The sequence below is a fragment of the Methylomonas montana genome (assembly GCF_030490285.1).
Classification (GTDB): Bacteria; Pseudomonadota; Gammaproteobacteria; order Methylococcales; family Methylomonadaceae; genus Methylomonas; species Methylomonas montana.
In genome coordinates this window covers 3,803,413-3,818,516 of the sequence record NZ_CP129884.1, presented here as the reverse complement: position 1 = coordinate 3,818,516, position 15,104 = coordinate 3,803,413, and the positions used below count along the sequence as shown (strand labels likewise).

Genomic DNA, 15,104 nt, shown 5'->3' with positions numbered 1-15,104 from the left:
ATTAATGTAAGGGGATTGATAAATGAAAGTGATTAAATATGGACGATGGATGTTGGCGGTGGTGTTACCGTTGGTTGCTGGAGCGGGTAACGCAGCGACTTCAATGACTGATGGTAAATTCACGTACGATGCACCCGGCGTCGGCGAGCCAAGCTGGCCGTTATTCTTGGATACCAACGAGACTATCAAAATAAGTAAAAAAGGCTCGGGCTCCAATACTTATTGGCAGCTGATTGGGAGCGGCTCAAGTGCTTCATTCTGGGGCAGCCTGACCAATCATGTCAATTTGGGCAAAGAGAGCGTGAAATATCAGGCAAACTTCAACTCTGCCGGTGAACTGATCACTTCGATAGGCACTACAACGCTAAAAAACTATTTGGAAATCAAAGGGACATTACCAGCTGGCTCAATTGGCGAAACGTCGTGGAATGATCTACCTTATCAAACCTTGCTGAAAGCCGACCTGCTGGATGCAAACCCCGCTAACGGCTCACCGAATTTGATCGGCACCTATGGAGGTGTCGCCCTGGGCTTCAACACCAAGTTTACTGGTGGCTGGGCGCCGAGCATCCCCGGATTGACGGGCGGATCGACCGGTGAAAACTTGTGGCTGGCAGGCGTGAGTTCCGATTTCTTAAAGCTGGTCAAAGCCCTCGACGGCGATGGCAGCAACGGCACGCTGAGTTCATTGATCGGTTCGTCAAAAACCATCAATTATGTTTCATCAGTGGCTGCGGTCCCCGTACCTGGCGCCGTTTGGCTGTTCGGAACCGGCCTGATGACTTTATTGGTCAGCCGCAGAAAAAATGCCGGCTGCAGCCTCGCTGTCTAACAAATCAGAAATCGCCTGATGCCACGTTAACGGGAATGACGGTAACGTGGCCTTTCGGCAAAGCAGATGGCTTTTAGTTTAGGCCATTATCATAAGTTACTGCGCGCGGTCATCATGATCATCGGCACGCGTGCATTGTTGCTGCTGACTGCCGTGGTCGGCATTGACCGACGCTTCACGTGCGGCGACGCCGGTGTCGGTGAAGTCGGTAAACAAGCCGTCGACACCCAGATCAAAGTAATAAGTCATTTCCTGCTTGGGGTCGGTGAAGCCGTAACCGCTGGCATCGTTACGAAAAGTCCAGGTATGAACCAACAAACCTTTGTCGTGCGCTAGTTCCACGACGCCGGTACTGCCGTCGACGCGGCGGTCGTTGATGGTGATTTTGCCGTCGCCGTTGCGGTCTATGCCGTCGGCTACGGTTTTAAGCAGATAAGGTTTCCAGGGGCCGATAGCGTCGGCATAGGATTTGACGAAATCCAGACCGTCATTGCTCAGCAAATCGGCGAAGGTGCGCGGATCGCCTTTCACGACGAAGTCGTAGGGTTGTTTGTACGGTGGCACTAACGAGATCGAACCGTCGGCGTTGACATCGTCGGCATCAATCAATTGCACTAGTTTGATGTCGGTGTAGTGACTCAGGTATTGCAGGTTGCCGACTTCGAAAGACTGGATGAATACCGGCGCGCAGGCGCTGTTGCCGTATGCTTGATGCAATTTTTTCAGTAGCTTGTTTTCAAAGAGGTTCGCACCGAACAAAGGTTTTTGGTTGGCGCCAATCAACGTGGCGTGATAGGTGGAGTGTTTGATTTCGGGATAGATGCCTATGGGGCGGCCAGTTACTTTGCTTTGGCTTTTAGCTAACGCGATCACTTCGTTGAGCGTAGGGATTTGGTATAGGCCGTTGTATTGCTGATCGCGGTCGGCGCGGGCTTGCACGGCGCGCAGGGTTTTGATTTCTTTCAGCGTGAAATCGCTGGCGAACCAGTCGTTGTATTCGACACCATCCACCAGGCGCTTGGCTTTGCGGTCGGCGAATTCCGGATGGCTGGCGACGTTGGTGGTGGCGCCTATCATCGGCTCGTGGCGGGCGATCATATGGCCGTCCTTGGTCAATACCAGGTCGGGCTCGATGAAGTCGGCGCCCATTTCGATCGCCAAGGCATAGCCTTCCAGGGTGTGTTCCGGACGATAACCAGCTGCGCCGCGATGGCCGATGACGAGAGGACTCATGTCGTGATGCTCGTGGTGTTCGCTATGCGGCCGCGCGTTGGCGCTGCCTTGAGCGGTCAGTATAGCCAACATGGCGACTGTCAACATGGTGGGTTTGTGGCAAGGTTTTAACATGGAGAGTATTCCTATCATTTTGAGGTTGCGTTACTTGGCGAGAAAGAATGCCGGGCTGGCCGAAGTTTACCCGGCAGCCTGCTTTAGTCGCGGTCGTGCTCGTGTTCGTGTTCCGCTTCGGCCGGCAGCGTTTTGCTGAACACCACGGCGCCATCGATGTCTTTCAAGTCCACCGTCATCGCTCGGCTTTTCTTGTCGATATTGACTTCGCCGAAGAACTGCAATCCGGCGTAAGGCGATAGATTGACTTGGCCAGCCGGCGGCGCTTTATAAAACGCCACTTGCGGACCGAAAGTGCCGTCGGTGCTGTTTGGGCCGAAGGAACCTGCGTTCAACGGGCCGGCGACGAATTCCCAAAACGGTGCAAAGTCCTTGGACGCGGCTTTCGTCGGATCGTAATAATGCGCCGCCGCGTAATGCACGTCGGCGGTCAGCCAGACGATGTTGTGGATTTGCTCGTGCTTGATGAATTTCAGCAACCTAGCCATCTCCAGTTCGCGGCCGGCGGCCGGGCCGTCGTTGCCGTTGGCAACCGCTTCCCAGCGCGCTTGGCCTTGAGCATTGTTGCCGTCGCCGATATTCAAACCAATCGGCATGTCCGCTGAGATGACTTTCCAGGTGGCTTTGGAATGTTTCAGTTCGTCTTGCAACCAAGCCAGTTGTTCTGCGCCGAGGAAGGCGGTTTCGGCGCTTTCCTGGGTTTGCAGGTTAGCGGTGTTGGGGCCGCGATAGCTGCGCATATCGATCACAAACACATCCAGCAGCTTGCCATAGGAGATTTTCCGGTAGACGCGTTCGGATTCTTCGGCATCGTGGCGGCGTAGCGGCGCGTATTCGTGGAAGGCTTGCGTGGCGCGGGCAATCAGCGTCGGCACATTTTTTTCGGTGTAACGGGGATCGTTGCTCAGGTCTTTGGAATCCGACCAGTTGTTGACCACTTCATGGTCGTCCCATTGCCAGATTTGCGGGACTTCGGCATTGAAGCGGCGCAGATTTTCGTCCAGTAAATTGTATTTGTAGCGGCCGCGGAATTCGGCCAGGGTTTCCGCGACTTTACTCACTTCCGGCGTCACCAGGTTAGTCCAGACCTGGCCGTTCTCGGCAAGCTTGCTGTCCGGAATCGGACCGTCCGAATAGACGTTGTCGCCGCTTTGAATGAAGAACTGCGGTTGCACTTGGCGCATGGTTTCGTAGATTTTCATGCCGCCGAAGCTTACGTTGATACCCCAGCCTTGGCCGGCGGTGTCGCCGCCCCAGACGAAGCGGATATCGTCGCGCTTGCCGATGGTATGGAAGTGGCCTGCAACAGGCTCACTTTTACCGCGCGCGTTTGTTAAATCTTCAAACCAGACTTTAACGTAGACATCCTGGCCTTCGGGCAGGCCGGTCAAATCTTGACGCGCGGTAAAGTCGGTTTCCGCCAGTGCATAAGCTCCGCGGATCGTCACGGCATCGGCGAATTGCGGGTTATAGGCGTATTCCACCATCATTCGCGCCGGGCGGTCGGCGCGGCTCCAGATCATTGCCCGTCCCGGTGCCAAGTCGCCGATCTGGATGCCTTGTTCCATTTGCGGAATGTCGCCGCTTTCGGCGTGGACCGCCGGGGCAAGGATCAATAATCCGGCGATGGCCAATGTCAGATTGATCGGCTTGATAAAGGAATGAGAGTTTTTCATTGCACGGTGCATGGATATGACTCCTGGGCTATTTTGTTGAGGCCCCGATTAAAGCAGCGGCAAATGACAAAATGATTAAGGGTGGCGGAGTAAAGTTCTAAGTTGAGACGGGTGTTAAGCGGAGGTATCGACAGTTCCCGTTTGTTAGGATCAAAAATGAGCTGGAAACTAGGTTTTGTGATGAGATTCGCATTTTAGGCACGGTTGTTGCTAAACAACATTTTGTCTTTAGCTTTTTATTTCAATTAGTTACGATTGGTCTATTATTGATGTTCCCCTATAGCTTGGTATTTGCATGATCGATGCATTATCAATGGTAGCCCTGCTCGACAACGGCGGGCTTAAGCAGACTATTTGGATGCTTGTCCAGCGCCCGGTTGCAGGTCTCCAAGCCTGACCGGTGCAGCCGCGCTAGGTGTGGGGCACCGAGTTGTCGCATTAAAACAATAACAATAGAAAGCAAGAGGTAGGAAACATGATAAAACCCGGAAACTCGAGGCGAGGCCTTAAATCCAAGCAGCCATATCGTTTGTTGACGATACCGGTATCCCATATTTGCGAACTGGTGCGCTGGATGTTGGATCGCGGCGGTGTGCCGTATTGCGAACAATACAATGGCCCGGTCATACATTTATTGACCTTCAAACTGGCTGGCGCCAGCGCCTCGGCAATGCCGGCGCTGGTCACTAGCGAAGCGACCTTATCCAGTTTGCGGGCGTCGTTGGAGTACATCGACGCCCGCTTGCCTGCCGAGCTGCGCTTGTATCCCGACGATGCGGATGGCCGGGCAAAGACCGATCGATTGTTAGAGTTGCTGCTGGATAAATTCAGTTTGGCGACCCGCAATTACGGTTATTCGATGCTGTTACCTCACAAGGATCTGTTGTTGCCGGTCTGGAGCCGGCGAGTACCGGGCTGGCAAAAACTGATCCTGGATAAAGCCTATCCCTGGATCAGCCAAACCATGCAAAAAAACTTGCCAGCCGATCCGGGCCAGGCCGAGCCCAGTAAAAGGCAGATCGAAGCGATATTCGCCGAGATCGACGCATTGCTGGCGGACGGCAGAGCTTATCTGCTGGGCGATAAGCCCAGCATCGCCGATTATTGCCTGGCGGCCCTGTCAGCGCCGGTGGTCCTGCCGGCGCAATACGGCGGCGATCAGTTGCCCTTCGATGCATTGCCGCAAGCCTATAAAGACTTCTCCGCGCAGCTGCGCAACACAGCGACCGGCGCCTTGGCGCTGAAAATGTACCGAGAGCACAGACCGGCACCGCAAGCGGCACTCGACCATCACCCCACCTCCACCACGCCGCAAAATATCGTCAGTTACTATCTGGCGCGCGGCGTTGCAATGTTGACCGGTGCCGCGGTGCAGCGAGTGTTGTTCGGATTGCTGCGTAAACATAAGCCGGTGTTGGTGCTCGGTAAACGGGCCTTGGTGACCCGCGACAGCGATGTGCGCGAGACGCTGGCGCGCGATACCGAATTTACCATTGCCGAAATCAACGCGCCCAACATGCAGCGCCTGAACGGGCCGTTCTTCCTGGGGATGGATCGCTCGGAAACCTATAGCAAAGAACAGGGCGCGTTGCGGCGGGTGATCAAGCCTGGCGAGGATCAGCTGATCCGCCGCATTGCGCGCCAGCATTGCGAAGATATGATTCAGGCGGCCTTACCGGTAGGTAGGATCGATATGGTGTCGCAATTGGCCCGCCCGGTGGCGCGGCGCTTCATCCGCGATTACCTCGGCGTACCGGGGCCGGACGAAGTGACGATGATGCGCTGGATGCGTTCCTTGTTTCACGATCTGTTTTTGAACCTGAGCAACGACCGCAGCATACAAATCACCGCCGAGCAATCGTTCCGCGAGCTGGGGCCTTATCTATTGAACCTGATCGCCGAGCGCCGACAACGCATCCAACAAGGCGAAGCGTTCGAGGATTTTCTGTCGCGGCTGATCAAGATGGGACTGGACGGCGAGCACGATCTGGATGACGATGGTATCCGCCGCAACATCTCCGGCTTGATCGTCGGTGCGCTGGATACCACCTCGATGTCCAGCACGCTGATCGTCGAATTGCTGCTCGACAGGCCCGAGGTGTTGCAACGCGCCAGGAAGTTGGTCGACGACGAGGAACAGTTGCTGCAACTGTGTTTCGATGTGTTTCGCTTCAACACGATGGCGGCGGCGATGCGCCGGCATTGCAAAAACGGCGCCGAGATTGCCGGCGTATCTATTCCCCAAGGCTGCGAAGTGTTTGCATTCACCGCATCGGCGATGTTTGACGAAAGCGCTTGGCCCGATCCGCTCAGCGTGCGTACCGATAGATCGCTGGACCGTTATCTGCATTTTGGCGACGGCATGCATCGCTGCTTTGGCGAATATATCAATCGGATTCAAATTCCGATGATAGTAGGCAGTTTGCTGCGCTTGAATAATTTAAGAAAAACCAGCGGCATTCTGTATGACGGACCGTTTCCCGATCAGTTTGTACTGAGTTTCGATCGGTAAATCCTTCATTGGCACGATAATAATTTCAAGAGGACGCGTGTATGCAACAAAATCCCATGACTGTGATCACGGAAATATTGCCGGATCAGCAGAAAAAACTGCAAGACTATCTGGCGCCGATAGGCACGGATATCAAAAACAATCCGGTGATTAAATTCGCCAATTACCAACAACTGCACTATTGCACTTTTTTCGTCATCCCAGGTTCGCATCCGTCCGAGGTCGAAACCGGCGAGCCGGCCTTGCTGGCGTTCGAGGCCAATATTGACGGCGACGTCAAGCAATTTATCAAGGACTTGATCGCCGGCAATCCGGAGTTCGTCGATACCGTGTACAGCTGTTGCAAGGGCTATCCGGGCAATAACGCCGGTCAATTGGCCGACTATCTGCTAAGTAACGATTACGGCGCCAATGCCTTTTACGTGGCGCATCCGGGCCAGACCCGCAACGGCATCTACGAACAGCAGCAAATCCGCCAACGCGTCGAAGACTATATCGATGCCCATCGGGATGCACTGTCGGCCAAGCAGCCGGCGGCGATTCACGCCGATATCGTCAAACACTTGGGTAGCATCAATAAGCCTACACCGCAACCGTTTTTGAACAGCGCCGGCCAGATGATTTTCAACGGCTTGCTGGCAGTGTTGGGCATTTTATTGCTGGGCGGTTTTTTCGGCTTGTTTGGGCCGTTAGTGGAATTTCTGGCGGTGATCGTGTTGATCGTCGGCGTCGCGTTCGCGGTGGTGTTGCGCTGGCACGAGATGCGCGACAAACAGGACGACAAGCCCTGGGTGGTATACGAGCAGATGAAAGCCATTCAACGGGTCGAGGACCGGCAGTTACAAAACCATCTGACCAGCGTCATCGAGATCAAGCCGGGCTGGTTCAGGCTGACCACGTTGAAAGTAGTGCTGGCCGGTATCAATCTGGTGGCCAAGCTGGTGGCGACCAAGGGCGATCTGAGTGGTATCGTCACCATCCATTTCGCGCGCTGGGTGATCCTGCCCGGCAACAAGCGTTTGCTGTTCATGAGCAATTACGACGGCAGCTGGGAAAACTACCTGGGCGAGTTTATCGATCATGCCAGCGTCGGCTTGACGGCGGTGTGGAGCAATACCCAGTTGGGCACCGATCGCGGCTTCCCGGATACCCAATGGCTGGCCTTGCGCGGCGGCTCCCGCGACGAACAACGTTTTAAAAATTTCGCCAGAAACAGCCAATTGGCCGAACTGGTCTGGTATAGCGCTTATACCGACTTGTCGGTCAAAAATATCGCCAATAATCGGGCGATTCACGAAGGCTTATTTTCCACTTCCAATCTGGCTGCATGGCTGAAATGCTTATAAAAGGGTTCTCACAATGACCACCATAGAAAAATTAGAAGACGTTCAAGGTATCGTGTTTAGCGGCTACAACAAGTACATGGCCAGTTGTAGTTATTATCTGTTGAAAATCGACGATGCCGCCAAGACCAAACCCTGGCTAAAAAACCTGGTCGAACAAAACCAGATCAGCCACGGCGCGGATAAACCCACCGAGGAAACCGAAAACCGCCTGAACCTGGCGATCAGTTATTCCGGTTTCGAAAAACTGCAACTGGATCAAGGCAGTTTGGACAGTTTTGAGCTGTCATTCCGGGAAGGCATGCATTCCGAACATCGTTCCGCGTTACTTGGCGACCGCGGCATCAACGATCCGAGCAAGTGGGACTGGGGCAACGAAGCCAGCTTGGTGGACGTGTTATTCATCCTGTTTTCCAAGGATGACGCCATTCACAACGCCAGCCGCAAATATCATGAAAAAGCCTTTAAAGGCGCCGGTTTAAGCGTGGTGCAGCGTTTGGAAGCCGGCGAGAAAAAGCAAAACGAGCAAGGTTTCTCGGTGGAGCATTTCGGCTTTGCCGACGGCATTTCCGACCCGATAGTGGATGGCTTTCCAACCACCATCGGTGCCGGCGAAATCGCCACCGGCGAATTTTTGCTGGGTTATCCGAATCAATACGATGGCAAGCTCACCAAACTGCCGCGGCTGGGCGCGGCCGGCGAAGCCTTCGGCAAGAACGGCACTTATCTGGTGTTGCGCCAGTTGAAACAGGATGTCGGCGCCTTCTGGAAATTCATGGAAGAAGAGGCCGCTCGTCAGGGCATCACCGCCGACTATCTGGCGTCCAAATTTGTTGGCCGCTGGAAAAGCGGCGCGGTGGTTGAGCCGCATCAGCATACCGATCCGAATAAAGTCGACAACAGCTTCAACTTTACCAAAGACCCGAACGGTGTCGGCTGTCCGTTGGGCTCGCACATTCGCCGCGCCAACCCGCGGGCGGTAGGTTTGGGCGCTACCGAAGCAGAATCGCTGAAAGTCGCCAACCGCCATCGCATCCTGCGCCGCGGCCGCAGCTACGGCACTTTTTTGGACAACCCGGCGCAAGACGACGGCAAGGATCGCGGCCTGGTGTTCATCTGCCTGAACGCCAATATCGAGCGCCAGTTCGAATTTGTGCAACATACCTGGATCAATAACGTTAAATTTGCCGGCTTGTACGACGAAGACGACCCGTTGATTGGCAGCGGCGTAGCGGAGAACCGCAATTTCACGATTCAGGATGAACCATTACGGCGGCGGGTTTGCGGGTTTCAGCAGTTTGTCACGACTCGGGGCGGGAGTTATTTCTTTTTGCCGAGTTTGAGTGCGCTGGGGTTGTTGGGGAGTTCTTGATTGGATATTTCGATATAGGCGTTTCCGGCAGGACAGGATTGTCGGAGTTGGAATCGCTATCGCGATAGGTGTTTTTAATGTCGGTTTCACGAAAAACATCTTTGTTTTTCGCCCTAACGGGTAAATGCAAATCGGCTATCCTGCCGATTTGTCGGACCGACAACCGCGATACTTTCGCTACGAAAACCATCCCTGGTCTTCGCCCGGCGGGCCAGCCTATCGGCTATTCAAATTCGCTCCAGGCGAATTTGTGCTTGTCCAAAGAAAAGTATCCAAAAGAAAAGACACCCGGATGCCGCTTATATCCTGCGCGCCGAAGCTTTCGCCGGGGATTGACGAAAGGGGCTTCCTGCCCCTTCGTCAATGTGCGGCATCCCTGCCGCACCCCTTCGGGCTGTTCCCGCCAAAAGCTCCAGTGCTCGGCGCGGCATGCGGGAGCGCCCCCATTTCTAACAATTCGTAGGTTGGGCTGAATGCAATGAAGCCCAACAACCGCAAACAAACATGCGCTATCGAAGATCAAAAGCCACGGGTGCAAGCTATTTCTTTACGGTCAATCTTGCAAACCGACAATCCGATTGTTTAGTACGCCATATCGAAACGCTACGCGAAATCACCCGAACCGTAAAAAACAGCCATCCTTTTGCGATTGAGGCCATGGTTGTACTACCCGACCACATTCATGCCATCTGGCGATTGCCCGAAAACGACGCTGATTACCCGGTACGCTGGTCATTGATTAAAGCCGGTTTTTCTCGTCAATTGGAAAAAGCCGAATTTATACGCCCCAGCCGACAGAGCAAACGCGAACGAGGTATTTGGCAGCGTCGCTATTGGGAACATCAAATCAAAGACGATCTCGATTTTGAAAGACATGTGGATTATATTCACTATAACCCGGTCAAACATGGTTATGCGAAACAACCAATTGATTGGCCGTTTTCAAGCGTCCATCGCTACGTGCGAACAGGCGTTTTGTCGGCGCATTGGGGTGCTGATCTAATATTGGAGGAAATTATCTGTGGTGAGCGCTAATTCGATTTGTTGGGCTTCATTTCATTCAGCCCAACCTACGAGCTTTTTCAAACATCCATCGCGATAGCGATACCTCAATTGATCAAGTCCCTACCCAAATGCCGCCTTTAAAATTAATGAAAAATTTAATCATCAACAACGCATGTCCAACGCGTAAAGCTGATAAGCTCAAGACTTTGCTTAGCCCAGTAAACACTGGAATCGCCTTTATCCCGGCTGGATAAACCAACAAGCAATGCCAAGTGGCTTACGAAACGCCATGCCTGCAAATCCGGATTTCTTTGAGGAAAAATCATGCGACCCACTAACCACACGTCTTATGCCGCCGTCCCATTTCTGATCTTTGGCATTATTTTGCTCTTCGCGTTTTTCTTGAAGTATTTTGAACCCATGCTGCCGGAGGTGTTGCAGCACTGGGCAGAACATTTGTCGATTGCGATGATTGTGGCGGTGGTGATTGGCTTGACCTATGAATATACCTCGCACTTGTTTCGCGAAGAGATATTGAAGAATTTGCTGCATGAGAGCCAGGAGCAGGTTTACCAGGCGCTCAAAGCCTACAGCGTCCTGACGCCGGTCGAAGTGTTCCGATTGTTGAAGGAGATCGCCAGCCAGATTAATCAGACGCCAACCCTGCTTTATCCGGCGAGGCCGGAATGCAACGAGTATACCTTTACCGAAAGCATGGATTTTTTCGACACCCTGGTCAATATGCGCCCTAAGGAGATCATCAAAATTCTGAATACCTGGATAGAACCGAAAAGCCATCCCAATCTGAAATATCTGGCTAGCGATTTTGTCGGCAAGTATCAGCTGACGGACGTGGCCGATGAGTTGCGGCGCCAGGCGGAACCGGTGTTGCAGATGGGTAACTTGACGGAAGAAGACAGAGGTTGGGTATTAAATTATCTCTGGGCCTATTCCCGTTGCGAGACACCTATCTATAAAACCTTGGGCGAAGTGATGCGCACCACGTCCGATCATGAAATTGAAAAGTGGATACTTTTTCTGCCAGTACAAATGCCGTCCATCGAACTGGCCATGATGATCAACGACTATCTGGAGCGGGAAGCCCCCATTGCCGACGACAATTTGTTGCTGGTGATTCAGGCGGTTGCCGCTTTACATCGCGCGCAAATGACGGACGGCGTGGCCTTGTTAAAGAAATTTCCAAACCGTTTTGGCCCTCACCACCAGGAGGACGTCGAGCGAATTTGGCGGAATTACGCCCTGGTACCGGAAGAATTGAAAGGCATTTTCTTGCCGGCCTGATCAGGCCGCCATTGATTGCCGGAAGAAGCCCACACAGAAAGCGTTAGCAATAGCGTCGCAGCCTTTCATGCTCGGCGAGTCATGCCAAATTAGCATGGCTCGGCATGGCTAGTCCGCTTGTTCGGCGATACCAGCCATCCCCACATACCCCGGCAAAGCTTGCATCCGCTTCGTCCACTCTCGAATGGCCGGGAAATCGGCTAGGTCTATACCGGCTTCCGGCGCCAGTGCTATATAGGAGTAGCAGGCAATATCCGCTATCGTCGGTTGGTCGCCGATCAGCCAAGGGTTAGCCGACAACTGCTGCTCCAGCACCGCAAGACCCTGCTTGCCATGTGCCTGGCATTGTTCAATATCCCAGGGACGCTTGAATTTTAAGGCTGCCCTGGCTCGGGCCAGGCCGTAGAGCAACTCGTTTTGGGACACGCTCAGCCATTGCATCACCGCCGCCATCGGTTTGGGCGCCAATGGCAACCAATGTTCGTCGCCGTATTGGCGAGCTAGATACACCAAAATAGCCGAGGAATCCCAAATCAGCGCGCCATTGTCTTCCAGTACCGGTATCTGGCCGCGCGGATTCAGCTGTAGAAAAGCCGCCGATTTGTGTTGTCCCTGCCAGAGGTCGACCGGTATCTTTTCGTATTTTAAGCCTAGCAAGGCGCACAACAGTCTGATTTTGTAGCAATTACCGGATAACTCCATGTCATATAGTTTCATTACATTCGCCTGTATAGGGTGTGAGGGGGTGAAAAATTTATTTGGAAATAGTCGCCGGCATTCGACGCCGAGCCGGAAATCATGCAAACTGCGACTCATCCGATCACACACTGCCGTCCCGGCGAGGAGTCAACAAACATGAACATCGAACCGTGCACCTACGTCATCTTCGGTGCTACCGGTAATCTGGCGCGGCTAAAGCTTATGCCGGGGTTTTACCATCTGGAACTGGAAAAAAAATTGCCGGAAGGCACCCGTATCCTGGCTATCGGCCGGCGTCCCTGGGATCGCGCCACTTGGTTGGCGGAAGTAAAAACCATGCTACAGGAACAAGCCAAAGGCCAATTGGATGAGGCGGTGTTCGCCCGCTTCAGCGAACGCCTGGATTATCATCGAGGCGATCTCGACCAGCCGGAATGTTATCAGACACTAGCGACGTTGGTAAGCGGCAATCCGCGATTTTCTCGTAACATGGCGTTTTATCTGGCGATAGGCCCAGGCGATTTCGGCAACGTCATCGAAGCCTTGAGCGCAGTGAATTTGTTGAACGAAGAGTATGGCTGGCGGCGGGTCGTCATCGAAAAACCCTTCGGCTACGATCTGGAAAGCGCTCAAGCCCTGCAAAAACGCCTGAACCGCTATCTAAGCGAAGACCAGATTTACCGGATCGACCATTATCTGGGTAAAGGCATGGTGCAGAACGTGCTGGTGTTCCGCTTCGCCAACGTGATGCTGGAACCGTTATGGAACCGCAATTACATCGACCATATTCAGATCACCCATGCCGAAGAATTGGGTATCGGCAGCCGCGGCGAATATTACGACAGCGCCGGCGCTTTGCGCGACATGCTGCAAAGCCATCTGCTGCAATTGCTGACCTTGGTGGCGATGGAGCCGCCGGTGTCGATGGATGCCGAGTCGTTGCGCGACGAGAAAGTCAAAGTGCTGAAATCGATCCGGCCGATTCCCAAATCGGCGGTGCATGCCCATGCCTTTCGCGGTCAGTATGCCAAGGGCAGCATCGGCGAACACAAAGTCAGCGGTTATCTGGAAGAAGCCAATATCCCGGCCGACAGCAGCACCGAGACTTATGCGGCGATGAAACTGATGATCGACAACTGGCGCTGGCGTGGCGTGCCGTTTTACTTGCGTACCGGCAAGCGCATGGCCAAAGGCCAATCCTCGATTTCCATTTGTTTCCGGCATCCGCCTTTGCAGTTTTTCCGCGACACCCATGTGCAATGCATGACGCCAAACTGGGTGCTGCTGGGGATACAACCCGACGAATGTATCCGCATCGAAATGACCGTGAAGGAAGCCGGCCTGGAAATGCGTACCCGCACCACCAGTCTGGACGCCAGTTTCCGCAATCCCGACGAACGCCGGGTCGATGCCTACGAGGATTTATTGCTGGACGTGATGAAGGGTGATCGGTCCTTGTTTCTACGCTTCGACGAAGTGGAATACGCCTGGCGTATCGTTGATCCTATTCTGCAAAACTGGGCGATCGAGCGTGATTACATCGCCACCTATCCGGCAGGGTCCTGGGGGCCGGAAGAAAGCAATCGTTTGTTTGAAAAAGAAGGGCAGTATTGGCGCAATTCCTTGATGCCGGAGTGCCAGCCTTAAAGCAAAGGCTATGTCCGAACTAGGGTCGAAGGCATTCGACCCTAGCGATTTGTGGGTTTATTGCTTGGGATAAACCTGCACCCATTCGATGCGCGGGCCGTTCATTTCCTTGACGACGATTTCAAAATCGTTGAAAACAATCTTTTCCCCAGTGTCGGGAATGTCGCGCAGTTGGGCCAGAATCATGCCGCCCACCGAATCGACGTCGTCCAGATCCAGCTCTTCGTTTTCCACATCGATACCCAGAATCCGTTCCAGCGAGAATATCGGCAGGCTGCCTTTGCCCAGCAGACTGCCGTCGTCCTGGCGGGTCCAGTCGCTTTCGGTCTTGCGAAATTCGTCGCGAATCTCGCCGACCATCGCCGACAGCAAATTATCCAGCGTGATGAAACCGTGCGGTTTGTGGCCGCGCTGGCCGATCACCGCGAAATGCGGCGAGCCTTGGGTAAAACGCCTAAATAATTCCAGGGCCGGCATGTGCGCCGAAATATGTTGAATCGGCCGCAAATAGGGTTCCAAATCGTCGATCTGTTGGCCGTGTTGTTGGGCCAGAAACAAATCTTTCAAATGAATGACACCCAGTACATCGACGCCGTTGCTGTCGAAATAAGGGTAACGGCTGAAACAGCTGCCATAAACGGTATCCAGCATTTCCTGTCGCGACTGGCCGCGGTAGAGCGCGGTGATTTCGTGTATCGGCCGCATCAGATCGGAGACTTCCAGCTTGCCGAAATCCAGTGCTTTGGCCAATACATTGCATTCGTCGTTGGTCAGGTTTTCGCCGGCCCGGCTGGAGCGCAGGATCAGCTTTAGTTCGTCATTGGAATAGTGGCTGTCGTGGTTGTGGCTCGAGCTGAGTCCGGCGATGCGCAATACCAAATTGGCGCTGCCGTTCAGCAGCCAGATGGCCGGATACATCAGCCAGTACAGTGCGTACAAGGGTCCGGCGCTCCACAGACCGATGCCTTCCGGATTGCGGATCGCCAACGATTTGGGCGCTTGCTCGCCGACTACGATATGCAAAAACGAGATCGTGCAAAAGGCGAAAGCAAAAGAGACGTTATGGATTATTTCCGGGGAGGTGACGTCGATTTTGGCGAATAGCGGCAACAGCAGGTCGGCAAAAGCCGGTTCGCCGATCCAGCCCAATCCCAGCGAGGCCAGCGTGATACCGAGTTGGCAAGCCGACAAATAGGCGTCGAGTTGTCTGTGCACTTTGGCAAGTATCCTCCCACGCCAGCCCTCAGTTTGTTCGATGGTCTTGAGGCGGGTCTGTCGCAATTTCACCAGGCTGAACTCGACGGCCACAAAAAAGCCGTTCAAAAATACCAGCAACAAGGCGCAGGCAACCAGAACAAGATTACTCATA

At 53.8% G+C, this 15,104-nt stretch carries 11 protein-coding genes; 7 read left to right on the top strand and 4 right to left on the bottom strand.

Annotated elements, in window-relative coordinates:
- Window positions 1-49: 49 nt before the first annotated feature.
- On the top strand, window positions 50-832 hold the full coding sequence (locus QZJ86_RS17645) for a PEP-CTERM sorting domain-containing protein (protein ID WP_301671799.1): 783 nt from the start codon (window positions 50-52) through the stop codon (window positions 830-832).
- 96 nt (window positions 833-928) lie between these two features.
- Here the strand turns inward: QZJ86_RS17645 and QZJ86_RS17640 are convergent, their stop codons facing one another.
- Window positions 929-2,179, bottom strand: coding sequence for a glycerophosphodiester phosphodiesterase (locus QZJ86_RS17640; RefSeq protein ID WP_301671798.1), 1,251 nt, complete (start codon window positions 2,177-2,179; stop codon window positions 929-931).
- An 83-nt stretch (window positions 2,180-2,262) separates the two neighbouring features.
- Window positions 2,263-3,867 carry an alkaline phosphatase D family protein gene (locus QZJ86_RS17635; protein WP_301671796.1) on the bottom strand — a complete coding sequence of 535 codons (1,605 nt, stop codon included), beginning with the start codon at window positions 3,865-3,867 and terminating at the stop codon, window positions 2,263-2,265.
- A gap of 463 nt (window positions 3,868-4,330) precedes the next feature.
- Between QZJ86_RS17635 and QZJ86_RS17630 the strand changes: the two genes are divergently transcribed.
- The 5 genes from QZJ86_RS17630 (at window position 4,331) to QZJ86_RS17610 (ending at window position 11,389) form a co-directional block, all read left to right on the top strand.
- A complete protein-coding gene (locus QZJ86_RS17630; RefSeq protein WP_301671795.1) occupies window positions 4,331-6,367 on the top strand; it encodes a cytochrome P450 in 2,037 nt (678 codons plus the stop codon).
- A 41-nt stretch (window positions 6,368-6,408) separates the two neighbouring features.
- Window positions 6,409-7,713 (top strand): hypothetical protein, encoded by a 1,305-nt coding sequence (locus QZJ86_RS17625; RefSeq protein WP_301671793.1) that lies wholly within the window; start codon window positions 6,409-6,411, stop codon window positions 7,711-7,713.
- Between the two features lie 13 nt (window positions 7,714-7,726).
- Window positions 7,727-9,082 (top strand): Dyp-type peroxidase, encoded by a 1,356-nt coding sequence (locus QZJ86_RS17620; protein ID WP_301671792.1) that lies wholly within the window; start codon window positions 7,727-7,729, stop codon window positions 9,080-9,082.
- A 504-nt stretch (window positions 9,083-9,586) separates the two neighbouring features.
- On the top strand, window positions 9,587-10,117 hold the full coding sequence (locus QZJ86_RS17615; RefSeq protein ID WP_301671791.1) for an REP-associated tyrosine transposase: 531 nt from the start codon (window positions 9,587-9,589) through the stop codon (window positions 10,115-10,117).
- Between the two features lie 294 nt (window positions 10,118-10,411).
- Window positions 10,412-11,389, top strand: a complete 978-nt coding sequence (locus QZJ86_RS17610; RefSeq protein ID WP_301671789.1) for an SPX domain-containing protein — start codon at window positions 10,412-10,414, stop codon at window positions 11,387-11,389.
- Between the two features lie 108 nt (window positions 11,390-11,497).
- Here QZJ86_RS17610 and QZJ86_RS17605 read toward each other — a convergent pair whose 3' ends face one another.
- Window positions 11,498-12,106 carry a glutathione S-transferase family protein gene (locus QZJ86_RS17605; protein WP_301671787.1) on the bottom strand — a complete coding sequence of 203 codons (609 nt, stop codon included), beginning with the start codon at window positions 12,104-12,106 and terminating at the stop codon, window positions 11,498-11,500.
- A gap of 138 nt (window positions 12,107-12,244) precedes the next feature.
- On the opposite strand from QZJ86_RS17605, the gene zwf reads away from it, so the two are divergent.
- Complete coding sequence (gene zwf / locus QZJ86_RS17600; protein WP_301671786.1) at window positions 12,245-13,735, top strand: glucose-6-phosphate dehydrogenase; 1,491 nt, start codon at window positions 12,245-12,247, stop codon at window positions 13,733-13,735.
- A 57-nt stretch (window positions 13,736-13,792) separates the two neighbouring features.
- Here the strand turns inward: zwf and QZJ86_RS17595 are convergent, their stop codons facing one another.
- Window positions 13,793-15,103, bottom strand: a complete 1,311-nt coding sequence (locus tag QZJ86_RS17595; protein WP_301671785.1) for a hemolysin family protein — start codon at window positions 15,101-15,103, stop codon at window positions 13,793-13,795.
- Between the last annotated feature and the right edge of the window lies 1 nt (window position 15,104).